General features: G+C 73.8%; 17 protein-coding genes. 10 read left to right on the top strand and 7 right to left on the bottom strand.

From position 1 onward, the window contains the following. Nucleotides 1-12 precede the first annotated feature (12 nt). The gene (locus AB0J80_RS26780) at nucleotides 13-618 is read left to right on the top strand and encodes a sigma-70 family RNA polymerase sigma factor (RefSeq protein ID WP_364710267.1); all 606 of its coding nucleotides are present in this window, start codon (nucleotides 13-15) and stop codon (nucleotides 616-618) included. Between the two features lie 122 nt (nucleotides 619-740). Continuing rightward, a complete protein-coding gene (locus tag AB0J80_RS26775; protein WP_364710035.1) occupies nucleotides 741-1,562 on the top strand; it encodes a hypothetical protein in 822 nt (273 codons plus the stop codon). 6 nt (nucleotides 1,563-1,568) lie between these two features. Here the strand turns inward: AB0J80_RS26775 and AB0J80_RS26770 are convergent, their stop codons facing one another. The 3 genes from AB0J80_RS26770 to AB0J80_RS26760 form a co-directional block, all read right to left on the bottom strand. Beyond that, nucleotides 1,569-3,833, bottom strand: coding sequence for an Orn/Lys/Arg decarboxylase N-terminal domain-containing protein (locus tag AB0J80_RS26770; RefSeq protein ID WP_364710033.1), 2,265 nt, complete (start codon nucleotides 3,831-3,833; stop codon nucleotides 1,569-1,571). Between the two features lie 242 nt (nucleotides 3,834-4,075). After that, nucleotides 4,076-4,462 (bottom strand): DUF4190 domain-containing protein, encoded by a 387-nt coding sequence (locus AB0J80_RS26765; RefSeq protein WP_364710030.1) that lies wholly within the window; start codon nucleotides 4,460-4,462, stop codon nucleotides 4,076-4,078. Nucleotides 4,463-4,601: 139 nt separating this feature from the next. Next, nucleotides 4,602-7,328, bottom strand: coding sequence for an AAA family ATPase (locus tag AB0J80_RS26760; protein WP_364710028.1), 2,727 nt, complete (start codon nucleotides 7,326-7,328; stop codon nucleotides 4,602-4,604). Nucleotides 7,329-7,416: 88 nt separating this feature from the next. On the opposite strand from AB0J80_RS26760, the gene AB0J80_RS26755 reads away from it, so the two are divergent. After that, complete coding sequence (locus AB0J80_RS26755) at nucleotides 7,417-7,995, top strand: hypothetical protein (RefSeq protein WP_364710026.1); 579 nt, start codon at nucleotides 7,417-7,419, stop codon at nucleotides 7,993-7,995. Further along, complete coding sequence (locus tag AB0J80_RS26750) at nucleotides 7,979-9,841, top strand: hypothetical protein (protein ID WP_364710024.1); 1,863 nt, start codon at nucleotides 7,979-7,981, stop codon at nucleotides 9,839-9,841. Before AB0J80_RS26755 ends, AB0J80_RS26750 begins: the two co-directional genes overlap by 17 nt. Here the strand turns inward: AB0J80_RS26750 and AB0J80_RS26745 are convergent. Both AB0J80_RS26745 and AB0J80_RS26740 read right to left on the bottom strand, forming a co-directional pair. Then, entirely contained in the window at nucleotides 9,793-10,080 is a 288-nt protein-coding gene (locus AB0J80_RS26745; RefSeq protein WP_364710022.1) for a peptidoglycan-binding protein, read from the bottom strand. The genes AB0J80_RS26750 and AB0J80_RS26745 overlap by 49 nt on opposite strands. 120 nt (nucleotides 10,081-10,200) lie before the next feature. Then, nucleotides 10,201-11,094 carry a LysR family transcriptional regulator gene (locus AB0J80_RS26740; protein WP_364710020.1) on the bottom strand — a complete coding sequence of 298 codons (894 nt, stop codon included), beginning with the start codon at nucleotides 11,092-11,094 and terminating at the stop codon, nucleotides 10,201-10,203. An 85-nt stretch (nucleotides 11,095-11,179) separates the two neighbouring features. On the opposite strand from AB0J80_RS26740, the gene AB0J80_RS26735 reads away from it, so the two are divergent. Beyond that, nucleotides 11,180-12,445, top strand: coding sequence for an MFS transporter (locus AB0J80_RS26735; RefSeq protein ID WP_364710017.1), 1,266 nt, complete (start codon nucleotides 11,180-11,182; stop codon nucleotides 12,443-12,445). Here AB0J80_RS26735 and AB0J80_RS26730 read toward each other — a convergent pair. Further along, the gene (locus tag AB0J80_RS26730) at nucleotides 12,418-12,900 is read right to left on the bottom strand and encodes a DUF732 domain-containing protein (RefSeq protein WP_364710015.1); all 483 of its coding nucleotides are present in this window, start codon (nucleotides 12,898-12,900) and stop codon (nucleotides 12,418-12,420) included. The genes AB0J80_RS26735 and AB0J80_RS26730 overlap by 28 nt on opposite strands. Nucleotides 12,901-12,978: 78 nt before the next feature. Here AB0J80_RS26730 and AB0J80_RS26725 point away from each other — a divergent pair, with 78 nt between their 5' ends. Then, nucleotides 12,979-13,143, top strand: a complete 165-nt coding sequence (locus AB0J80_RS26725) for a hypothetical protein (protein ID WP_364710013.1) — start codon at nucleotides 12,979-12,981, stop codon at nucleotides 13,141-13,143. Further along, the gene (locus AB0J80_RS26720) at nucleotides 13,140-13,478 is read left to right on the top strand and encodes a hypothetical protein (protein WP_364710011.1); all 339 of its coding nucleotides are present in this window, start codon (nucleotides 13,140-13,142) and stop codon (nucleotides 13,476-13,478) included. The genes AB0J80_RS26725 and AB0J80_RS26720 overlap by 4 nt, the downstream gene beginning before the upstream one ends. Before the next feature lie 16 nt (nucleotides 13,479-13,494). Here the strand turns inward: AB0J80_RS26720 and AB0J80_RS26715 are convergent, their stop codons facing one another. Further along, entirely contained in the window at nucleotides 13,495-16,953 is a 3,459-nt protein-coding gene (locus AB0J80_RS26715; RefSeq protein ID WP_364710009.1) for an ABC transporter ATP-binding protein, read from the bottom strand. A 108-nt stretch (nucleotides 16,954-17,061) separates the two neighbouring features. On the opposite strand from AB0J80_RS26715, the gene AB0J80_RS26710 reads away from it, so the two are divergent. From AB0J80_RS26710 to AB0J80_RS26700, 3 genes are all read left to right on the top strand, one after another. Continuing rightward, nucleotides 17,062-17,955 (top strand): aminoglycoside phosphotransferase family protein, encoded by an 894-nt coding sequence (locus tag AB0J80_RS26710; protein WP_364710007.1) that lies wholly within the window; start codon nucleotides 17,062-17,064, stop codon nucleotides 17,953-17,955. A 66-nt stretch (nucleotides 17,956-18,021) separates the two neighbouring features. Further along, nucleotides 18,022-22,542, top strand: coding sequence for a glycoside hydrolase family 2 TIM barrel-domain containing protein (locus AB0J80_RS26705; RefSeq protein WP_364710004.1), 4,521 nt, complete (start codon nucleotides 18,022-18,024; stop codon nucleotides 22,540-22,542). Then, nucleotides 22,542-23,117, top strand: a complete 576-nt coding sequence (locus tag AB0J80_RS26700; protein WP_364710002.1) for an acetoacetate decarboxylase — start codon at nucleotides 22,542-22,544, stop codon at nucleotides 23,115-23,117. Before AB0J80_RS26705 ends, AB0J80_RS26700 begins: the two co-directional genes overlap by 1 nt. Nucleotides 23,118-23,167 lie beyond the last annotated feature (50 nt).

The following is a 23,167-nucleotide window of genomic DNA, read 5'->3' as shown; positions in this document are numbered from 1 at the left end:
TCGGACCGGTTGGTGACACGACCGGGGGAAGGCACGACGATGGCGATCAAGGACTACGAGGGCATCCAGCAGCTCATCCACGCCGCTCAAACCGGCGACCAGGGGGCCTGTGAGCAGCTGATCAAGCGGTTCGAGGCCCTGGTCTGGTGGACCGTGCGGACGTTCCGGCTCTCCGAGGCCGACGCCGAGGACGCCGTCCAGAACACCTGGCTGCGCATGGTCGAGCACCTCGGTGACCTGCGGGACCCGGAGCGGGTCGGCGGCTGGCTCGCCACCGTCGCCCGGCGCGAGTGCCTGCAGCTGCTGCGCCACGGCCGGCGCGAGGTCGTCGGACTCGACCAGCAGCCCGACCGTCCGGACGAGCGGGAGCCGCAGCCCGAGCGGGCCGCCGTGGACCGCAGCATGAACGACCTGCTGTGGCAGCACGTCGACCGGCTGCCCGCGCCGGCTCGCACGCTGCTGGTGACGCTCAGCGCCATCAATGCCCCGGGGTACGCCGAGTTCGCCCGCAACCACGACATGCCGGTCGGCAGTGTCGGCCCGACCCGGATGCGGTCGCTGCGCAAGCTGCGGACCGAGCTCGAGGGAAGTGGCCTGGGCTCGTACGCATGGCTCTGACCGTCTGACTCACAATTTCTTGACATAGGGTGATTTATCGCGAATCCTTCTTACGTCCGATTCCCCCGGAATGCCTGGTGCGCACGGCCATCCCCTCTCGCCGGCACCGCCAAGGAGCCCCCATGACCTATGCCCTCGACGACGCCACCATCGGTGACCTCTGCGCCGAGGCGCTCAGCCGGCACGCGTCGGAGAACCGCTTCGTCGCCCTGGCCCTCGCCGCGCACGACCCGCTGGCCGATGTCGCACGCACCGTCGAACGGATCGTGTTCGAGGAGTCGTTCGGGCTGGACGAGGCCGCGATGCTCGCCGAGTACACCGCGTACGAGGAGCAGAGCTACTTCTTCCTGGTCCTCGACCGGGAGACCGGGCTGCCGGCGGGCGCCGCACGGGCGATCGAGGGTGGCGGCAAGACCCTGGACGACGCGCCCGGCCTGATCGACGTGTCGCTCTCCGAGATCGTCGTCGCGCACGGCATGCATGACGGCGGCAAGATCTGGGACTACGCCACGCTCGCGGTGCTTCCCCGCTACCGCGCCGACCGCAACGGCCTCACGGTCAGCAGCATGCTCTACCGGTCGTTCATCAACGCCGGCCACCGCTGGGGCGTCCGGCACGTCGTCTGCATGCTCGACTCGGCCGCGTTCCGCAACCTGGACATGCTGGGTGTCCGGTTCGTCGCCATGGCCGGCTCCGCACCCTTCGAGTACCTCGGCTCGCCCGCGAACCGCGCCCTCTACATCCCGTTCGAGGACATCGCCCGCTCGATGGGCGACATGGCCGAGCTCCTGAGCCTCCCCGAGGTCCCGGACGCCTCCGGCCGCCGCCGGCCCGGGGCCCGCCGCATCACCCAGCGCCTGGCCGCCCAGGTGTCCTCCGGCGACGGCCTCGACCCGCACATCGACATGCCGGGCTTCGAGCGGCGCCACCGGCCGCGCCTCTGACCCCGTCTACGAGCCGGGCAGGCAGGCGACCGTACGGGAGTGGCCGAAACCCTCGTCGGCGACGCCGTGGGTGATGCCGGTGAAGCCGGGCCAGCGGTGGGCGAGGATCTGTTCGTGCTCGAGGAAGCGGACGATCGTCTCGCTGATCCGCTCGCCGGGCACCAGCAGCGGAATGCCCGGCGGGTACGGCGTGAGCAGCACCGCGGTCGTACGGCCGGCCAGTTTCTCCACCGGCACGTGCTCGACCTGCCCGGCGGCCATGGCGGTCCACGCGTCGGCCGGGAGCGTCACCTGCTCGACCGGCTCGGTGTAGATCGCCGAGGTCAGTTCGGCGAGGTCGGCGTCGCGGTAGGTGGCGTGCAGGGCATCGCAGAGGTCCCGTAGTCCGAGCGCGGCGTAACCGGGGTACGCGGCGGCGAAGGCCGGCATGAGCCGTTCGATCGCGGCGTTGCCGTCGTAGGCGCTCTTGAAGCGGTGCAGCTCGGCGACCAGGGAGACCCAGCGGCCTTTGGTGATACCGATGGTGAAGAGGACCAGCAGCGAGTACAGGCCGGTCTTCTCCACCACGACGCCGTGCTCGGCGAGATAGCGTGCCAGCACCACGCCCGGGATGCTGGGCGAGCCGGGCTCGCTGAACTCGCCGTGCACGGTCAGGCCCGGCGTCGTGAGGGTGACCTTGATCGGGTCGAGCATGGTGAAACGGTCGTCGACCTGGTCGAAGCCGTGCCACGGGGCGCCGGCGGTCAGCTCCCACTCGGCGCGCTCGGGCAGTCCGGTCCGGGGCGGGGTGTCCGGTCCCCAGACGCCGAACCACCAGTCCTCGCGTTCCTCGCCGACGCGGATGATCGTGCGGCGGAACTCCATCGCCTCGGTGATGCTCTCCTCGACCAGGGCGCGACCCCGTTTGCCGGCCATCATCTCGGCGGACACGTCGCAGCTGGCGATGATGGCGTACTGCGGGCTGGTCGAGGTGTGCATGCGGTACGCCTGGGCCAGGACCCGGCTGTCGAAGTGCCCGCCGGCGGTGTCCTGGACGAGAATCTGGGACGCCTGGGAGAGGCCGGCGAGGAGTTTGTGGGTGGACTGGGTGGAGTAGACCACGGTCCGTTCGGTGCGGTCGCGGTCGTTGGCGACACCGTGCATCCCCTCGTACAGGTCATGGAAGCCGGCGTGCGGCAGCCAGGCCTCGTCGAAATGCAGGGCGTCGACGACGCCGTCGAGGTTCTTCCGCAGCTCGTCGGCGCGGTAGATGATGCCGTCATAGGTGGACTGGGTCAGGGCCAGCAGGCGGATCGGCTTGCTCTTGTCGGTGACCAGCGGACTGGCGTCGATCTTGGCCCGGAGTGCGGCGGCGGTGAACTCGCTGCGGGGGATGGGCCCGATGATGCCGGCCTTGTTGCGGGTCGGCATCAGATAGATCGGTACAGCTCCCGTGAGCATGATGGCGTGCAGGACCGACTTGTGGCAGTTGCGGTCCACCGCGACGACGTCGCCCGGCCCGACCAGCGAGTTCCACACGATCTTGTTGGACGTGGAGGTGCCGTTGGTGACGAAGTAGAGGTGGTCGGCCCGGAACGTCCTGGCAGCGAGGCGCTCGCTGTCGGCGATGGGGCCGGTGTGATCGAGCAGCTGGCCCAGCTCCTCCACGGCGTTGCACACGTCGGCGCGCAGCAGGTTCTCGCCGAAGAAGTCGTGGAAGAGCGTGCCGATGGGGCTTTTCAGGAACGCGGTGCCGCCGGAGTGCCCGGGACAGTGCCAGGAGTAGGCACCGTCGTTGGCGTAGCGCATCAGCGCCGCGAAGAAGGGCGGCGCCAGCTGGCCGAGATAATGGCTGACCTCGCGCTGGATCTTGCGGGCCAGGAAGTCGGGAGTGTCCTCGTAGGCGTTGACGACGCCGTCGATCCGCGAGAGCACCGACTGCGGGATGCGCCGCGCCGTCAGCTGCTCGCCGAACAGCAGGATCGGGACGCGGTCGTTGTGGGCGCGGACGGTCTGCACGAACTCGGCTGCCGCGCGGACGGCGGCGACGTCGGAGGGGTCCTCGGGCCCTTCGTGGGATCCACGGACGGTGAGCTGGAGCGTGTAGAGAACGGCCGAGCTGGACCGGGCGACGTGCGCCAGCATTCCCAGCCGCTCGGTGCCCCGGCCCTCGTCGCCGAACCGCCGAAGCTCCAGACCGGCCCGCAGCAGGGCGGCTTCGAGGAGCTCCAGGGGCCGTTGCGCCCCGGCGGGACCTTCCGCGGGCGTGACGATCGTGACCGGGAACGACAAGGTGAACGCCCTCTCGGCGGTAGCTGGCGCAGGGGCGCATGGGCATCGCCGTGAACCTAGCCAGGACGAAGGCGACCCGGGCGGGAATCCCGTGCGGGTCCCCGACCAGGGTGACATCGCCCAGGGCTCCGGCGCGGCGATTCGCTCTGCCAGGCCGAAACGGTCAAAACGCCTCGGTGTCCGGTACTGGCTCGAGCGGTAGCGGCGATCCGGTCCCTCTGACCGAGCTGACGCCCCGGGAGCTAGGTGGTGGTCAGTACTGCCAAGAACAGCACGGTTGCCAGAACCCCGACAACTGCGCCGAAAACGGCGCGGCCGCGACCATGGCTGCCGTCGCGAGACGCCTTGACGAGCGCCCAGACCCCGAGGCCAACCGCCACCGGCCCGAGGAACCAGGCCACGATGGCAACCAGCCCTACGTACCCTGCGGCGATCGACTGCCAAGACCGGCCCGTGGGCAGTATCCAGTGCACGACGCTCGCCGGGGACTCCCCGAAACCCGCCGCCGGAGTGAACTGCGAGGCGGGGTACGACGGGAGCGGGTAATGCGCGGGTTGATACGACGCGGCACGAGCCGCCTCGCCCTCGTGCCAGCGATCGACTTGGGTGAACGGCTGCTGCGGCTGCATCTGTGCCCCCTGACTCGGATCACGCGCTTGATCCATCGGCGGCGAAGGCCGGACGACGGGCAGGAGAATCGGCACGACCGCGCGGCATCTGAGAAGACCGCCGGACGGCTACAACTCGGCCGCTGGTGCAGACAGCCTGCTAAGCCGCTCCGGCCGCCGCGATGCCCGCCAGCTCAGTGCGGGAGCGGATGTTGGTCTTCCGGTAGATGTTGCTGAGGTGGTACTCGATCGTCTTCTGGCTCAGGAACAGGGTGGCCGCCGCCTCGTGGTTGGTGGCGCCGCGGCCGACGACCAGCGCCACCTGCAGCTCCTGCGGGGTGAGGCCGGGCAGGGTGGCGGCGGAGCGGGTGATCGTCGTGCCGGTGGCCCGCAGCTCCGTCTGCGCCTTGTCCGACCAGGGCCGGGCGCCGAGCCGTTCGAAGACCTCGAGCGCCTCGTGGAGCTGCTCGCGGGCCTGCGCACGCTGCCGGGCGCGGCGCAGCCGCTCGCCGAAGCTCAGCTGGGTGCGGGCCCGCTCGAACGGCATGTACGCGCACGCCTCGGCCGCCAGTGCCGCCTCGAACGCCACCCGCATGTCGTCGGGTTCGGCCAGCAGGGCCCGGCACCGCAACGCCGCCGCCCGGGTCCAGGGCCCGTCGCCCGCGGCCTCCGGGGCGTCCAGCAGTGCCCGCGCCTCGTCGGTGTGCCCGGCCCGGATGTACGCCTCCGCCAGGTCGAAGACCCACGGCACCACACCCGGCTCGCGGATCTCCCGGACCACCGGCAGCGACCGGACCGCCTCCAGGCGCACGATCGCCTCCGCCGCATCGCCGTGGCTCAGTGCCAGCAGGCCCAGCTCGTGCCCGGTGTAGAGCGCCATGCAGTCGACGCCGAGCCGCTGCGCCACCTCGTCGGTGCGGGCCACCCGGCGGCGGCAGTCGTCGGCGCGCCCCTGGACCGCGTCGAGGCGGCCGGCGAAGAAGAGGCCGTACAGGTTGGCGGAGCGGGTCTCGCTGGCCAGCCGCAGGCTCTCGGCGGCGCTGACCCGGGCGTCGTGCCAGCTGCCCGCGCGGAAGTGCAGCTCCGACTCGATGCCCAGCGCCTGGGGGAGCACGCCCAGCGCGCCGGTCGAGCGGGCGGCGCCGATCACCCGGTCCACCAGCTCGGCCGCCCGGTCGAAGCCCTCCATCCAGATCCACGTCAGCGCCGCGTGGCACATCTCCTGGGCGCGGACCAGCGGGTCGGCGCGCAGCAGCTCAGGGTGGCAGTCCTCGAGCAGGCGGACCGCCTGCGCGCGTGCGCCGGCCAGGGCCCGGCCGCCGGCGTACGCCACCGCTGCGACCAGCCGCGCCGTGCCGCCGACCCGTACGCCGAGCTCGTGCGCGCGCCCGACCGCCGCCTGCAGCTCGTCCATGCGCCCGGTCATGAAGTACGGGATGACCGCGTCGGAGTACATGAGCGCCGCCCGGCCCGGGTCGGCGTGCTCCACGGCCTCCGCGTTCGCGGTCAGATACTCCAGGGCCTCGTCGGGCCGGCCGCGCCACATCCGCACGTACGCGCTCATGTGCTGGATGAGCGCCCGCCGGCCCGGTTCGGTGGTCAGCGGCAGCGCCTCGTCGAGCAGCGGCAGCACCTGGTCGTTGCGGCCGGCGAGCTGCCAGCAGCGGGCCGCGCGCAGCAGCCGCCGCGGCCGGTCAGGGCCGCGGCTGAGCCGGGCCGCGTGCGCGAACGCGCGGGCGGCGGCGACATAGCCCGCCCGGCGGTTGGCGCGCTGGGCGGCCTGCTCGAGCTCCGTGGCGACGTCGTCGTCGGGCTCCAGGGTGGCCGCGGCGAGGTGCCAGGCGCGGGCGTCGGCGGCGGCGTCACCGGGCACACCGGCGAAGGCGGCCGCGAGCGCGGTGTGTGCGGCGCACCGGTCGTCCATCGATGCTCCGTAGTAGACCACCGAGCGCAGCAGCGGGTGCCGGAAGTCGATCCGCCGCTCGTCGATCGAGACCAGGTCGGCCTTCTCCGCCGGGGCGAAGTCGCGCAGACCCAGGCCGGAGGCCCGGGCCGCGGCCAGCAGCGTGCCCACGTCCCCGCCGACCGCGGCGGCGGCGAGCACCAGCGCCCGGCGGGTCGGCTCCGGCACCTGCGCCAGCCGGGACGCGAGCGCCCGCTCGATCCGCGAGCCGTTCGGGACCATCGGTGCGCCGATGACGTCGTCGACCGGGTCGGTCCACTCGCGGCACAGCTCGATGACGCCGAGGGGGTTGCCGGCCGTGGCCGCGTGCAGGCGGGCCGCGGCGCCGGCGGGCGGGGCCGGCATCGAGGCCCGGGCCAGGGCATCCACCTCGTCGACCGTGAGCCCGCTGAGGGCCCGCTGCGGGCAGCGCAGCTCGGCCGCGTCGGCGGGGTCCCGGGTGGCCAGCAGCAGCGCGATCCCGTCCGCCTGCAGCCGCCGGCCCGCGAACAGCACCGCCTCCCGCGAGGACGCGTCCAGCCACTGCAGATCGTCGACGACGACGAGCAGCGGTGCGGCCTCGGCGGCGGCCGCGAGGATGCCCACCGTGGCGGCGCACACGGAGAAGCGGTCGCCGGCGACGGGCGGTCCGAGGGCCAGCGCGCTGCGCAGCGCCGCGGCCTGCGGGCCGGGCAGGGTGTCCAGCTCGGACAGCGCCGGGCGCAGCAGGTCGGCCAGGCCGGCGAACGGGATCTCCGACTCGGCCTCGAAGCCGCGGGCCCGCAGCACGCGCATGCCCTCGGCCTGCTCGATCGCGTACTGGATCAGGGTGGTCTTGCCGATGCCGGGCTCGCCGGTGAGGACCAGGGCGTCGCTGTGGCCCGCCCGGGCTCCTGTCAGAAGGGCGTCGATCAATGCACGTTCGGCGATCCGTCCGAGCATCATCGGCCGAGTGTATTCCGGCCCCCGCGGCGCGATGCTGTCCGTACCGCATCGGCGGAGGCCGATGGGTCGATCTTCGGGGGATACCAGAATGACCGTCACCGCCCGATCGGGCCGGGGCACGGCGCTCACCGTGCTCAGCCCGATGCCGCGCCTGTGGGCCGGGCCGCTGCGCTTGATCCTGTACGTGCGCAAGCTCCTCGGACCGAGCCGCGAGCTGCAGCAGATGTCCTTCATCCACTTCGCGCACTGGAGCGTCATCACGCGCTTCCCGTTCCAGCAGCGCCGCTCCCGGTACGCGTACCTGCTGTTCCGCAGCGACTTCAACCGTGACTGGGACGAGTACATCGACGCGTTCTCGATCGTCATCCCGGGGCGGATGGCGCTGATCTGGGGCTGGTCGTACGGTTTCCCCGGCGCCCTGCCGACCGAGCCGTTCCGGCGCTACATCGGGCGCAATGACCTGCCGGTCGACCACTACTGGTCGGCGTACCCCGAGTCCTCGGTGACCGAGGTGGCGGCGGCGCTGCGGGTGCGCGACGCCTACCGCGCCTTCTTCGGTGACCTCGACCCGGACGCGGCCCAGGCCCACCCGCAGTGGGCGCGTTTCGTGCACGACGTCCAAGGCGACCTCTCCACCTGGGAGCGTGACGATGCGCCGGCAGCCTGACAGCGGCACCCGGTCGGTGACCGTGATGGCCCGCGTCGCCGACGGCCGGGCCGCGGAACTGCGAAAGACCCTGCGCGAGTGCGGTACGCCCTTCGCCCACGTCCCCGGCGTCCACTTCGCCCGTCTGCTCGTGGTCGAGCACCCCGTGGCGCAGGCCCGCCCCAGCGTGTGGGGCTGGAAGGCGCGCCTGCTCGACCTGCTGGTGCATGCCGGCCGCCCGCCCCGCCCGGATGATCTGCCCCACCCGTACCTGCTGCTCACGGCCACGGTGGACGGCCCGCAGGAGCGCTTCTTCGCCGGCGTCCGCGCTCTCGGGCCGGAGGCCGACGCGATCTGGGACCACTGCACGGACTACCCCGGCAGCGAACGCGCGGACGACTTCGTGCGGTTCTTCGCCGAGCGCAGCCTGCGTGCCGACTACACGTTCGCCGGTGCGCCGGACGGCACGGTCGCCGAGCTGCGCGACGCCGTGGCCCTGCGCCGCCGGCTGGCAGATCTCGCCGCCGCCGGGGCGGAGGGCCGGGTGCCGCCGCTCACCTCGTCGGGCCGCCCCGCCGTCCCGGTCCGCGCGGCCGGGGAGAGCCCGCTGCCGCTCGGCGACATCCAGGGCATGGTGCTGCGGGGGTACGGTCACCACCGCGCGGCCACCCACCTCTTCCTGCGGCTCACCGACGCGGCCGCGGCCCGGGCGTGGCTGGGTGCGCTGGCACCGCGCATCACTTCCGCGGCGGACGTCCAGGCGCGGCCCAACCGCGCGCTGCACCTGGGTCTGAGCCACGCCGGCCTCGCGGCCCTGGGCGTCGCCGGCGACGAGCTGGCCCGGTTCCCGGACGAGTTCCGCGCCGGCATGGCCGGGCGCGAGCCGAAGCTCTCGCCCGGGCGGGGAACGTCACGGTGGAGCGCACCCTTCACCGAGCCCGGCGGTACGCACGCCGTGCTCATGGTCTCGGCCACCACGCCCGAGATCCTCGGCGCGGTGGTGCGCGAGCTGCGCGTGGAGGTGACGGCATCCGGCGGCGCCGAGATCGTCGGCGAGAGCTTCGGCGAGCGGCTCGTGGCCGCCGGCGGCGCCTTCATCGAGCACTTCGGTTTCGCCGACGGCCTGTCCACCCCGCTGGTCGAGGGGTACGACCGGGGCGCGCCCGGGGACCTGCTGCCGCCTGGGGAGTTCGTGCTCGGGCTGCGGGACGTCGACGGCGACATCGCCGGCCGGGGGCTGCCCGCGGACCTGGCGCGGCACGGCAGCTACCTGGTCTACCGCAAGCTGGAACAGGACGTCGCGGCGTTCCGGCGGACCGTCGGCGAGGTCGCCGGTCAGTTCGCCGGCGGGGCCGACGACGCGGCGGCCGCGCTGGTGGGCCGCGCGCGGGACGGCGGCACGCTGGACCGGTGCCCGGTGGCCTCGCACGTACGCCGGGCCAACCCGCGCGGCTCCCTTCCCGGCGGACAACGGCTGTCGCGACGGCACATGATGCTGCGGCGGGGCATCCCGTACGGGCCGTACCTGCCGGAGGGTGCTCCCGACGACGGCCGGGAGCGGGGTCTGCTGTTCCTGGCGGTGGTCGGCGACATCCGCCGGCAGTTCGAGTTCGTGCAGACCGAGTGGATGGGCGACGGTGACGCCTTCGGCCGCGGGGGCGAGCAGGACGTCTTCACCACGGCCGGCGGCCCGCAGGCGCGCATCCTGGTCGAGGGGGAGTCGCCGGTGCACGTGCCGCTCCGGCGGCCGGTGGTGACCTGCCGCGGCGGGGAGTACTACCTGCTGCCGGGGCTGGCCGCCCTGCGGTCCCTCGGAGATCAGGCTGCGTACTCGAAGCGGCGCAGCTCGCGGGCTTCCTTGGCGTAGCGGGCGAGCAGGTGCACGGTCCGCGGGCCGGCCACGCCGTCGGTGTCCAGGCCGACCCGTGCCTGGAAGCGGCGGACGGCGGTGGTGAGGGCCTGGTCGCCCTCGCCGACCGCCATGCCGAGCTGCGCGAACAGCTCGCGCACCGCGGCGGGGTCGGCGGCGGGCGCGGCGTCCTGGGTCCAGCCGATGAGACCGCCGACGGCCGTCCCGACCACGCTGAGCATTCCTCGTGCCGACATCGCTACCTCCTGGGGGGATTTCTGTGGGGTAGCACCAGAATCCGCAATCCGCCTGTGGGAGACATCGGACCGCGGTCCTGACCTGCTGGGGGTTCGCTGCGACTTTCGGCCGACCCCCGATCAGCCGGTGTCGCGGCACACGCCGGTCACCCGGTCGCGCAGCCACCGGTGGGCAGGATCGGCGTCCAGTCTCAGGTGCCACAGCAGTGACACGGTCACCTGAGGGGCCGGGAACGGAAGGGCGAAGGAGTGCATGCCGTGCCACAGGTTCTCGGTGTGCCGTTGCGGGACCGTGGCCACCAGGTCGGCGGCCCGCGCGAGGGCCACCGCGGCGCCGAAGCCGTCGACGACCGTCACGACCTCGCGCTGCCGTCCCGTCGCGCGGATCGCCTCGTCGACCAGTCCCTCGGCCAGACCCCGCCGGGAGACGTGCACGTGCCGGGCCGCGGCGTACCGGGCCACCGTCACCGTGCCGGTGCTCAGCGGATGCCCGGGGCGGACGACGCCGACGAACCGGTCGGTGAACAGCGGCAGGCTGCGCAGGTCCGGAGGCGGCGCCTCGTCGAGCACGCCGGTCTCCAGATCGACCGCGTCGCGCAAGGACCGGGGGTCACTGCGGGTCTTCTGCAGAAAACGCAGCCGTACGCCGGGAGCCTCGGCGCCGGCCGTCGCCACCAGCGCGGGCCCGAACCGCTCGACGAATCCGTCACTGCAGCGCAGGGAGAAGGTACGGGTCAGTGTCGCGAGCTCCAGCCGCGCGGCCGGCCGGAGCACCTCCTCGGCGTCGTGGACCAGCGTGCGTACCCGCTCGCGCAGCTCGAGGGCGCGCGGCGTGGGAACGAGTCCCCGGCCGGACCGGACCAGCAGCGGGTCTCCCGTGGCGCGCCGCAGGCGGGCGAGCGCGCGGCTCATCGCGGACGGACTGAGCGCGAGCCGCTCCCCGGCCCGGGTCACGCTGCCCTCCTCGAGCAGCACGTCCAGCGTGACGAGGAGGTTGAGATCGGGACGGGCCATTCGCCGATGATATGGCGTCCGGTGCACAGGTTCGTTGCCATCTTTGCGCGTTCCGCCAGGCCTGGATCGCTCCTACGGTCGGGACGTGACAACTTCCCGCGCTTCTCGGCCAGGCATCGCCCTCACGGCCCTGTCGCTGTCCACACTTCTGCCGTCGCTCGGCATCAGCATCGCCAACGTCGGCCTGCCCGCCATGGCCGCCGCCCTGGGTGCCACCCTTTCCCAGGTCCAATGGGTGGTGATCGGCTATCTCGCGGTGGTGACGGCTCTCATCGTGGTCGCCGGGCGGCTCGGTGACCTCGTCGGCCGCCGCCGGCTGCTGGTCACGGGCGTAGCCCTGTTCACGGTGGGGACGCTGCTGTGCGGGCTCGCCCCGAACATCGCCCTGCTGATCCTCGCGCGAGGCCTGCAGGGGGCAGGAGCGGCGGGGATGCTGGCGATGACCATGGCGGTCGTCGGCGACACGGTGCCCGAGGACCGTACGGGCACCGCCATGGGACTGCTCGGCACGATGTCGGCCGTGGGAACCGCGCTGGGCCCGACGTTGGGAGGCGTCCTCGTCGAGGGCTTCGGCTGGCGGGCGATCTTCCTGGGCGTCGTACCGCTCGGCGCGGTGACCCTCGTCCTCGTCCACAGGGCGCTTCCCCGGGTGCGGGCCGCTGCGCCCATCGGTCGGCCGCGCGCGGCCCTGCTGGACCTGACGGTGCTGCGCGAGCCCGCGATCGCCCTCGGCCTGACGACCAGTGTCCTGGTCTCCGCCGTGATGATGTCCACGCTGGTCGTCGGGCCCTTCCACCTGTCCGGGGCGCTGCGTCTGGGCCCGGCGCTCGTGGGACTCGTCATGTCGGCCGGTCCCGCGGTCGCGGCGCTCACCGGCGTACCGGCCGGGCGGGCCACCGACCGGCTCGGCACCGGGACCATGGTCGTCGCGGGGCTCGGCGCGATCATCGCCGGGGCCGTGGTGCTCGCGCTGATGCCCGTGGCGGCGGGTGTACCCGGTTACGTCCTGCCGCTGGTCGTGGTCACCGCCGGCTATGCCGTGTTCCAGGCCGCGAACAACACCGCCGTCATGCGGGACGCGCCGGCGGACCGGCGCGGCCAGGTGTCGGGCCTGCTGAACCTGTCCCGCAACCTCGGCCTGATGGCCGGCGCCTCGATGATGGGCGCGGTGTTCGCCGTCGCCGGCACGAGCGACGTGGCCACGGCGACGCCGGCCGAGATCGCGCGTGGCACCCACGCAACCTTCGCGGTCGCCGCCGTCCTGGTCGGCCTCGGTCTCACCCTGGCGGCCGCCGGCCCGCGGCTGGCAGTCGCGGGTGCCGGTCAGAACTCGTCGACGCGGCGGTCCTGATCGGGGCAGATCGTGTCGATGGCCAGCTTGACCAGCTCCCGGGCGGTGGCCTGGTCGGTCGCCTCGGCGTCGGCGGTGCCGAGGCTGCGGGTCCGCGCCACGATCTTGTCGGCGTCGAGGCCGCCGGCCAGGTCCGCGCAGGCCTGCCGGCCGATCGCGGCGAGCTCCTCGTCGCGCCGGTCCAGGGCCACCTCGGGCAGCCGGTCGCGCACGGTGGCGACGAAGCCGTCCGGGCCCGCCGCGTCCCGGGCCGCCGCGGTCGTCCGCGAGGCGCGCGGACGACCGGTCGTGGTGGCCGTTCCCGCGCCGGCCGTGGTGCTCTCGGTCGCCATGGCCCGGGTCGCCGTGCCACTGGTCGTGGTCGCCGGCACCGGCACCGTCTCCGGTCGCGTCGCGTCGTCGCCGCACCCGCCGAGAGCCAGCAGGAGCGCCGTGGCGGCCAGCCACCGTGTCATCGAAGTCACCCCGTCCTTCGCCGATTGCGTTGCCGCTGACCTAACGGCGAGCGCGGGCGGGGGCGACGCCCCGCACGGGTGAACCCGTCCAGCGAACCCACAGACGGCTCACCGGAGACCGACAACGTCCGGCGGGACACGGTGAGCGTCCGCCTGGCTGACGGGCGTACCGTTCCCGCCCCGGCCGTCGCGGCCGACACCACCCACGACCTGGCGCTGGCCCGGGCGGCGCAGGCCGCGTGACCGGCGGTGTGAACGGCCGCGGCGGGGGTACGCCGCCCGGCATGGCACGCACGGTGACAGCGTCGGTAGCGGCGTCCAGTGAGTGGACGGATCCCGCGGGCGTACGCCAGCCCGGCGGTGAGGTGCACGCATGGCAGCCGGGCACCAACCAGACGGTGTGCGGGCTGGCGCTCAGCCGCACCCGGCTGCGCCGCTTCCCGCACGTGCCGTTCGACTTCCGCCGCACCGACGTGGTGACCCCGCAGGACGAGGTCCGGCACATCTGCCCGCGCTGCGTCGCCGCGACCAGCCGGCGCGGGGAGCGGTCCTGGACCCGGACCTCCCCCCGCCCCTGACGGGCCCGGCCGGCGCTCAGCCGGCCAGGTGGCCGTACCGGTCCTCGAGCTCGGGCCAGGTGCCCTGCGCCATCACGCGGCCGCCGATCAGGACGACCACCCGGTCCGCGCGGGACAGCGCCGCCCGCTTCGACGTCGAGCCGACCACCGTGACCCCGTGGTCGCGCAGCGCCCGCCAGAGCTCCAGCTCGGTCGTGACGTCCAGCGCCGAGGACACGTCGTCCGCGATGAGCAGCTCCGTGCGCGGCGCGAGCGCCCGGGCGAGCGCCAGCCGCTGGAGCTGACCGCCCGAGAGCCGGGTGCCCTTGTGGCCGATCAGCAGCTGCAGGCCGCCGCCGGCCGCCGCCAGGTCGTGCTCCAGCTGGGCGGTCGTCACCGCGTCCGCGGCGTCGACCTCGTGCCCGAGCGCGATGTTGTCGGCGACCGTCCCGGACAGCACCCGGGGCAGCTGGGCGACGTACCCGACCTGGTTGGGCCGCAGGAACGTCTCCGGCTCGTCCACCGGCCGCCCGTTCCAGGCCAGCGTGCCGGTGTGGTGCACGATGCCGGCCAGGGCCCGCAGCAGCGAGGACTTGCCGGCGCCGACCGGGCCGACGACGAGGACCAGCTCGCCGCGCTCGACGACCAGGTCCACGTCCTGGGCGCCGACCGTGCCGTTCTCGTGGACCGCGCTGAAGCCGGCGAGCTCCAGGCGCCGCAACGGGCTGCGGGCGGCCACCGGAGGGGCGTCGGCGGTGCCCGCCGCGATGTCCACGCCGGGCACCGCCGACGAATACGCCGCCACGCCCGCCATCGCCGTCGTCCGCCGCGTCCACACCCGCGCCGACGGGAAGTGCGACACGAGCGAGGCCGTGGTCCACGCGAACCAGCGCGCCGACCCCAGCACCGCCACCGCGATGAGGGTGGCGGCCGCCGACAGGTCCCCGGCCAGGTACAACGCCCAGGCGGCGATCGGCAGCAGGCCGCTGAGCACCGACGGGGTGGAACGGGCCCACACCTGGATGGCGATCTCGTGCCGTTGCCGCTCGCTGCGGACGGCGTCGAGCCCCGCCAGGTGGCGCAGCACCGGCACCGTCGCGCCGGCCAGCTTCACCGTGCGGGCCGCGGACAGCGACGACACCAGGGCCGTCGCGAACGAGGCCCGGGCGGCGACCGTACGCCGGGCCGCCCGTTCCAGCCGCGGCCCGAACAGTGTGGCCGCCAGCCCGGACACCACCATCGTGCCGGTGAAGAACAGCGCCGGCACCCACGACCGTGAGGCCAGGGTCATGCCCAGGATCATGACGACGGCGACACCGGTGTCGATGAGGTTGTCCGCCAGCATGACGACCCGTTCCGTGTCGCCGCCCTGGGCCACCACCTCCGCCGGGGTGTGCTTGCTGATCCGCCGCGGGCCGATCTGCCCGTGCACCAGCCGCATGCTGATCCGCAGCATCTGGCGCACCCACCACTCGGGGAACCAGGCGCCGGTGTAGTACAGCGTCGGGATGGCGACGATCAGGGCGGCCGCGATCCCCACCGCCGGCCACATCGGGTCGCCGACGCCGTCGACCACCTGCGACCAGAGCAGCGGCAGGATCGCGCCGTCGAGGCCCAGCAGCACGAGCACGGCGAAGAGGGCGACCGCCGCCAGGCCGTACCGGGCGTCGTTGGTGGTCAGCCGGAAGATCTCCCGCATGGTCCGGGCCGGGGGCGGCTCGGGCAGCGGCGGTGGGTCGGCCTGCGGCAGGTTGTTGCCCAGCTCGGTGGGGACGGGCTCCGGGTCGCGCTCCAGCACCGCCACCCCGCCGCCGGTGCGCGCCGGGGCGACCACGTTGGAGCTGGCCAGCAGCTCGGCGAAGCGGCGGGACTCGGCGAGCGGCCCGGCCTCGAGCACCTCGCCGTCGGCCAGCACGACCACCTCGTCGCAGCGGCGCACCGAGGACAGCCGGTGGGCCACGATGACGCCGATGCGTCCCTGCAGCAGCCGGTCCGTCGCCCGCTGCACCCACGCCTCGGTCACCGGGTCCATCCGCGCGGTGGCCTCGTCGAGGATCACCACCTGCGGGTCGCGGACCAGGATCCGGGCGAAGGCCACCAGCTGCTCCTGGCCGGCGGAGAGCACGTAGCCGCCCTCGCCGAGCTTGGTATCGACGCCGTCAGGCAGGCTCTGCGCCCACGTGTCCAGGCCGAGCTCGGCGAGCGCCGCCGCCGCCTGGGGCAGCAGCTCCTCGTCGAAGAGGGCGATGTTCTCGGCGAGGGTGCCGGCCAGGATCTCGGTGCGCTGCGGCACGATCGCCGTCCACCGGCGCAGGCCCTCGATGTCGAGGTCGTTGATGTCGGTGCCCGCGAGGAACACCGTGCCCCGCGGCACGTCCACCGCCCGCGTGAGCACCTTGGCCAGCGTCGACTTGCCCGAGCCGGTGCGGCCGATCAGCGCGTACGACCGGCCGCGGCGGAACGTCAGGGTGACGTCGCGCAGCGCGGGCGGGCGGCCGGAGCCGGCTTCGCCGTACCGGAAAGTCAGGTTGCGGACCGTGAGGTCGCCGTCGGCCGGGGACTGCCCGCCGGCCGGCTCCTGCGGCACGGCGCGCAGCAGCTGGACGCGGCTCCAGGCGCCGAGCGCGTTCTGCAGCTCCGGCACCATGCGGGTGACGTGCTCGAGCGTGCCGCCGAAGCCCAGCGCCAGCAGCCAGACCGCGGTCAGCCGGGCGCCGTCGATGTGCCCGGCGGTCAGCGCCCACGCGCCGCCGACGACCAGGACGGCGATGAGCGTGCGGGTGATGGCGCCGGCGCCCATGGTGATCCGCGACGACATCCGCCACACCCGGCGCCCGCGCTCGAGCACCTGGCGGGCCCGCTGGGCGTAGAGGCGGCGGACGTACGGCGCGGCGAGGCTGGTGCGGACGTCGTCCTGACCGTGGACGGCCTCCTCCATCACGGCGGCCAGGTCCGACCAGGCCTCCTCCTCGCGGATCCGGGCGGGGGAGATGCGCTGGATGGGTTTGTTCATGACCAGCACGAGCACGATCGACACCAGCACCATGCCGACGGCGGCGGGCCACCACGCGAAGAAGGCGGTGACGATCGACAGCGCCGCGACCGCCAGCGACTGCGCCAGCCGGACGCCGCTGCCGCGCAGTTCCGAGCCGACCGCGTAGACGTCGCTGTCGATGCGGTCGAGCAGCTCGCCGACCGGGGTGTTCTCCAGCGTCGGGACGTCCTGGCCGAAGGCCACCCGGCACAGCCCACGACGGACCGCGGCCGCCCAGTCGGCGGTCAGCCGCGCGGCCACGAGGCCGACGACGACGTCGCTGAAGACCGACACGACCAGGGCGGCGGCGAGCACGCCGAACAGCGGCACCGACCGGTCGACCAGCACCGCGCCGGCGAGGCCGAGGGCGCCGGCCTGCCCGGCGGCGCCGAGCACGATGAGGACGGCGATGAAGGCGGTGCGACGGGGCGAAGTAGCCCATAAGTCGCGAAGCAGGCGCATCGATAGTCCTCTGGCAGCAGGGGCGGTGACTCCATCCTGCGGTCCCCGCCCGGGCGGCTCAACGCAATTACCTGGCCGGCGCCGGTGCCCTCTGGCACGATCACGGCCGTGCACGTACCCGCCGTGGTGACCGCGAAGGCCCGGGCCGCGCAGGCGGACGGCTGGCTGGCCGCCCTGCCGTCGCTCGTGGCCGCGCTCGGCGCCGAGTGGGGACTCGAGACCGGACCGGCCTACGAGGATGCGACCGAGGCGTACGTCGCCCCTGCCACCCTGGCCGACGGCACGCCGGCGGTGCTCAAGCTGCTGGTGCCCCGCGCCGGCAACCACGCGAGCCACGAGATCACGGTGCTGCGGCTCGCCGGTGGCGATGGGTGCGTACGCCTGCTGCACGCCGACGAGTCCCGCGGCGCGTTGCTGCTCGAACGCCTCGGACCGTCCATGGCGGACGTGGGGCCACCCCTCGCCGAGCGGCTGGAGATCCTCACCGAGCTGGCCCGCCAGGTGTGGCGGGCCGCGCCCGGAGTCGGCCTTCCGACCGGAGCGGACAAGGGGCGGTGGCTCATCGGGCACATCCGGTCGCGGTGGGAGGAGCTCGGGCGGCCGTGCTCCGCGCGTACGGTCACGCACGCGATCTCCTGCGCCCAGCGGCGCATCGCGGCCCACGACGACGCCCGGGCGGTGCTGGTCCACGGCGACGTGCATCAGTGGAACGCCCTGCGGGCCGGCGACGGCTGGCGGCTGGTCGACCCGGACGGCCTGCTCGCCGAACCCGAGTACGACCTGGGCGTCCTCATGCGCGAGGACCCCGTCGAGCTGATGGCCGGCGACCCGTGGGACCGGGCGCGGCTGCTGGCCGGGCGCACCGGCCTGGACGCGAGCGCCGTCTGGGAGTGGGGCGTGGCCGAGCGGGTGTCCACCGGCCTGCTCGCGACCGGCATCGGCCTGCAACCGGTCGGCGACGAGATGCTGGCCGCCGCGGAGGCGATCAGCGCCGCGCATTGACAGGCCCCCTCGGGCGGGAAACTATCAATATCGGTCGATACGCGTCGCCGAGCCCGAGGAGTGCCCGTGCGCCGACTCACCGCAGCAGCCGCCGCCCTGGTGCTCGCCTCGTCGCTGGTCGCCGCCGCACCCGCGCGGGCCACCACAGCGACCGGCGGCCCGCAGACCGTCGCGGACGTGTACCGCTACCTCGAGGATCCGCAGCTCACCGGCGAGGGACAGGAGCCGCCGCACGCCGACCTGCGGCCGTACGCGTCGATTCCCGAGGCCGCCCGCGGCGGGTCGAGCCCGTACGTCCGCTCGCTCGACGGCGCCTGGCGGCTCAAGATCTTCGACCGGCCCGATGACGTGCCCGCCGCGTTCCACGAGTCCGGCTTCGACGCGTCGGCGTGGCCGTCGGTACGCGTGCCGCACACCTGGCAGTCCGACTTCGCCGACCACCCGGTGTTCCGCAACATCCCCTCGGACATCGTCCCCGACGACCCGCCCCGGGTGCCGCACGACGTGAACCCCACCGGCGCGTACGTGCGCACGGTCGACCTGCCGGCCTCCTGGCGCGGCGGGCGGTTCTACCTCCGCTTCGAGGGCGTGACGAGCAACTACCTGGTCTGGGTCAACGGCGCCTACGTGGGATACGACCAGGGCGGCTACACACCCGCCGAGTTCGACGTCACCGACCGGCTGCACTCCGGCCGCAACACCATCGCCGTACAGGTGCACCGCTGGGGTTCGGGGGCGTACCTCGAGGACTTCGACCAGTGGCGTTACAGCGGGATCTTCCGCGACGTCGTGCTCTACCGCACCGAGCAGACGCGGCTGCGGGACGCGTACGTGACGACCGACCTCGACGCGTCCTACACCGACGCCGTCCTCTCCGCCCGGGTCGACGTGGCGGGCGCCGCCGGGACCTTCACCGTGCGCGGCACCCTGCTGGACGGCGCGGGGCGGACCGTGACCACCGCCGAAGCCGTGACCGGCGGCGGCCGGGTGACCCTGACGGCGCCGGTCGCGAACCCGGCGAAGTGGAGCGCCGAGGAGCCCAGCCTCTACACGCTGGCGCTGCAACTGCTGGACGCGAGGGGACGCGTGCTGCAGACCACGGCCCAGCCGGTCGGGTTCCGCGAGATCGAGGTGCGCGACCGGCAGATCCTCGTCAACGGCAAGCACATCCTCATCAAGGGCACGAACCGCGCCGAGACCGACCCGGACACCGGCCGGCACGTCACCCGGCAGGCCCAGCGCGACGACGTGTTCCTGATGAAGCGGCTGCACCTCAACGCGGTCCGCACCTCGCACTACCCCTCCGACCCGTACCTCTACGACCTGGCCGACCGCTACGGCCTGTGGGTGGACGACGAGGTCGACATCGAGACGCACAACCACGAGAGCTGCCCCTCGGTCTGTCTCGCCGACCGGCCGGAGTGGCAGAAGGCGTTCGCCGACCGCTTCCACGCGATGGTCGAGCGCGACAAGAACCACCCCAGCGTGATCTTCTGGGACACGGGCAACGAGGCCGGGCTGGGTGCCGCCCACTACGCGATGGCCGCGTGGGCCGACGCCAACGAGCCCACCCGGCTGCTCTACCACCAGTCGAACAACCCCGACGGCGACGCCCCGTACGCCGACGTCGACGGCCCCCGCTACCCGACCCCGGCCCGGCTGGAGGCGCGGACCCTCAGCAGCACGAAGCCGATCGTCATGGGGGAGTACGCCCACGCCATGGGCAACGGGCTGGGCAACTTCGACCAGTTCTGGGCGCTCGCCCGCAAGCATCCCGAGATGCAGGGCGGCTTCATCTGGGACTGGGCCGAACAGAACCTGCGCCAGCCGCTGATCCTCACCCCGGACTCGGCGCCCGGACACCTGCAGGCCTTCCTCGTCGGCAAGCCCGGTCAGGCGGCGGGGCGGCGCGGCCAGGCGGTGGCGCTGTCCAGCCTGGACGACTACGTCGACGTGTTCCGCGACCGGCGCCTCGACCTGACCGGGCCGCTCACCCTCGACGCGTGGGTCAAGCCGGGCGAGTGGGCCGGCAGCTTCCCGATCCTCACCAAGGGCCAGGGGTACGCGTTGCAGATGCGCGACCGCGACACCCTCGAGTTCGGCGTCGACGCGAACGGCTGGGCCACGACCGTCGCCGACGTCCCGGCGTCCTGGTACGGCGCCTGGCACCGTGTCACCGGCGTCTACGACGGGGCGGCGCTGCGCCTCTTCATCGACGGCGCGCAGGTGGCGTCGGTACCCCGCACCGGAGCGGTCGACCCAGGCCTGTACGAGGTGAACGTCGGCCACAACGCCAAGACCCAGCAGGACAACGACCTGTGGAACGCGCGCCTCGCCCGCGGTCTCGTGGACGACGTCCGCGTCTACCCCACCGCCCTCACGCCCCAGCAGCTCGCCGCCGGAGCCGACCCGGCCGGCGACGCCGTGCTGGCGCTGGACTTCGACACCTACCAGCGCCGCGGCGACTTCCTCAGCCTCGGCATCAGCCTGTCCGGCACCGACGGCCTGGTCGGCTCCGACCGGTACGTGCAGCCGGAGACCGCCGAGATGGCCTGGGCGCAGGCGCCGGTGCGGATCAGCGCGACCGACGCCGCCGCCGGGCGGATCCGGCTGCACAACGAGCAGCAGGCCGGCGCCCTCGACGTGCAGGTGCGGTGGGCGCTGACCGAGCAGGAGCGGACGCTGCGCTCGGGTACGCGTACCGTGCGGCTGGGCCCGTCCGCGACGGCCGACCTCGCCGTCGGGGCGGTGCCGGCGAACCCGCAGGACCGCGAGCGCTTCCTGACCGTCACCGCGGTGAGCACCCGCGACGTGCCCTGGGCCCGCCGCGGCTGGGTGCTCGGCCACGACCAGTTCCCGGTGGGAGGCACGGCGGTGCCCGGCGTGGCGACACCACCGGTTCCCGGCGCACCCGCGCTGTCCACGCGAGGCGAGACGGTGACGGTGTCCGGGCCGGGATTCACGTACCGCTTCGACAACGGCACCCTGGCGTCGTTGCGCAGCGGCGGCCGGGAGCTGCTGCACGGCGGGCCCCGGCTCGACGTGTGGCGCCCGCCGACCAGCAACGAGACGTACGACTGGGGCACCGACGACCGCCGCATCTGGCACGACACCGGCCTGGACGCGCTGACGCCGTCGGTCACCGGCGTGCGCGCCACCACCGAGCCGGACGCGGCCGTGGTGGAAGTCCGCAGCCGGTGGGCCGGGACGGGCATCGCGTTCGACCAGACGCTGCGCTACCGCATCGACCGGCGCGGCACGATCACGCTGCGCCAGGACGTGGTGCCCTCCGGGCCGCGCCTCGGCTCGCTGCCCTACCTGCCGCGGGTCGGCCTGTCGCTGCGGCTGCCCGACGAGATGCAGCAGTTCGCGTACCACGGGCGCGGGCCGCAGGAGTCGTACAACGACCGCCGCAGCGGCGCGCCGATGGGTGTGTACCGCAGCAGCGTGGCCGAGGAGTACGTGCGGTACTCGCGGCCGCAGGCGTACGGCAACCACACCGACGCCCGGTGGGCGGCCCTCACCGACGGGCGTGCGGGCCTGATCGTCGGCGGCATGCGGGACGTCAGCGTCACCGCGTACGACGACCTCGACCGTGCCGAGTACGACCACCAGCTGCCGCTCGTGCGCAACCGCGGCTGGGTCACCCTGCACGCCGAGGCGGGGGAGACCGGCATGGGGGAGACGCCCAACTCGGTGCTGGCGCCGTACCGGCTGTCCCCGACCAGTCCGTACACCCAGGAGCTGGTGCTGCGGCCGCTCACCCGGCGCGAGGCGGCGGCCGGCGGCGTACCGGACTCCGACGTGCCGGCGCCGTGCCCGCCGTCGCTGTCCGCCACCACCGACGGCTCGGTGCAGCCCGGCGTGGCGGAGCCGGTCCAGGTGACCGTCACCGCCCGCTGCGCGGGAGGGCTGGAGAACGCGACGGTACGCCTGACCGCTCCGCAGGGCTGGAGCGTCGACCCGCCGTCGGTCACGCTCGGCACCGTCGAGCTGGGCACCCCGGCCACCGCGAGCTTCCGGGTCACCGCGCCGGCGGGCACCGACGTCGGCTCGTACGCCCTGACCGCCACCGCCGTGACGACCACCCCGGCCGGGTTCACCTCGACCACCTCGGCGACCGTGACCACGTCCGCGCCGCTGCCGCCGGGCTGGGCGTGGCTGAGCGACCGCCCGTACACGCCCCAGACCAACGGCTGGGGCCCGGTGGAGAAGGACCGCAGCAACGGCGAGCAGGCGGCCGGCGACGGCGGCCCGCTCACCATCGGCGGTACGCAGTTCCCGAAGGGTCTCGGCGTCCACGCGGTCTCCACGGTGACCGTGCCGCTCGCGGGTGCCTGCTCCCGCCTGCGCGCGGCCGTGGGCGTCGACGACGAGACCGGCACCGGTGGGTCGGTGGTGTTCTCGGTGTGGCTGGACGGCCAGCGTCGCTACGAGTCGGGTGTCGTGACCGGCGCGGACGCCGCCACCGACGTCAGCGTCGACGTGACCGGCGCGACGACGATGGAGCTGCGGGTGGCCGACGCCGGCGACGGCAACGGCCTGGACCACGCGGACTGGGCGGCGGCCCGGGTAGCCTGCGGCTGATGTACCCGCCCTCGCCGTGGCACCTGCGCGGACAGCTCCACCTGTCGGTCTTCGTCGTGCCCCGCCGCGCCCTGCCACCGCTGCCCGCGGGACTGCGCCCCCTGACCGTCGCCGGCCGGGCCCTCGTCGGCGCGGCCTGGGTCACCTACGAGCCGGGCGGCACGCTGCACTACCGGGAGCTGCTCGCGGCGGTGCTGACCCGCCCGCTGCGCACGACGATCATGGACATCTGGGTGGACAGCCCGGAGTCCCGCGACGGCGGCCGCGCCCTGTGGGCCATCCCCAAGGATCTGGCCGAACTGACCGTCGCCCCGCCGGAAGCCGGGGCCGCGGGCATCGCGCGCGCGGAGATCTCGCCGGGCCGCCGCCTGCCCGGCCGGTGGCCCACTCCGCTGTCGCTGGCCCAGAGCGACCGCAACATCGTCGTCCGCACTCCCGTACGCGGCACAGGGGCACTACGCCACACGGACATCAGCTGGCACATCGATCGCACCGGACCGCTCGGGTACCTCGCCGACCGCAGGCCGCTGCTGTCCCTGACTTTCGCGGATTTCCGTCTCACCTTCGGCCGGTAGTTCCTAAGGTGCCGCCCCGCGGCGTCGATTTCTCTCCTCGATCCCGCCGT

The organism is Actinoplanes sp. NPDC049548 (genome assembly GCF_040676695.1).
GTDB lineage: Bacteria > Actinomycetota > Actinomycetes > Mycobacteriales > Micromonosporaceae > Actinoplanes.
The sequence above is the reverse complement of the archived record's forward strand: the minus strand, read 5'-3'. Positions and strand labels throughout refer to the sequence as shown.

What these genes read in the sequence shown, in the direction of transcription:
- AB0J80_RS26730 (WP_364710015.1), bottom strand. Translation starts at nt 12,900, where the DNA reads ATGACACGGTGGCTGGCCGCCACGGCGCTCCTGCTGGCTCTCGGCGGG.
- AB0J80_RS26700 (WP_364710002.1), top strand. Translation starts at nt 22,542, where the DNA reads ATGTACCCGCCCTCGCCGTGGCACCTGCGCGGACAGCTCCACCTGTCG.
- AB0J80_RS26765 (WP_364710030.1), bottom strand. Translation starts at nt 4,462, where the DNA reads ATGCAGCCGCAGCAGCCGTTCACCCAAGTCGATCGCTGGCACGAGGGC.
- AB0J80_RS26775 (WP_364710035.1), top strand. Translation starts at nt 741, where the DNA reads ATGACCTATGCCCTCGACGACGCCACCATCGGTGACCTCTGCGCCGAG.
- AB0J80_RS26745 (WP_364710022.1), bottom strand. Translation starts at nt 10,080, where the DNA reads ATGTCGGCACGAGGAATGCTCAGCGTGGTCGGGACGGCCGTCGGCGGT.
- AB0J80_RS26750 (WP_364710024.1), top strand. Translation starts at nt 7,979, where the DNA reads ATGCGCCGGCAGCCTGACAGCGGCACCCGGTCGGTGACCGTGATGGCC.
- AB0J80_RS26715 (WP_364710009.1), bottom strand. Translation starts at nt 16,953, where the DNA reads ATGCGCCTGCTTCGCGACTTATGGGCTACTTCGCCCCGTCGCACCGCC.
- AB0J80_RS26755 (WP_364710026.1), top strand. Translation starts at nt 7,417, where the DNA reads ATGACCGTCACCGCCCGATCGGGCCGGGGCACGGCGCTCACCGTGCTC.
- AB0J80_RS26740 (WP_364710020.1), bottom strand. Translation starts at nt 11,094, where the DNA reads ATGGCCCGTCCCGATCTCAACCTCCTCGTCACGCTGGACGTGCTGCTC.
- AB0J80_RS26760 (WP_364710028.1), bottom strand. Translation starts at nt 7,328, where the DNA reads ATGATGCTCGGACGGATCGCCGAACGTGCATTGATCGACGCCCTTCTG.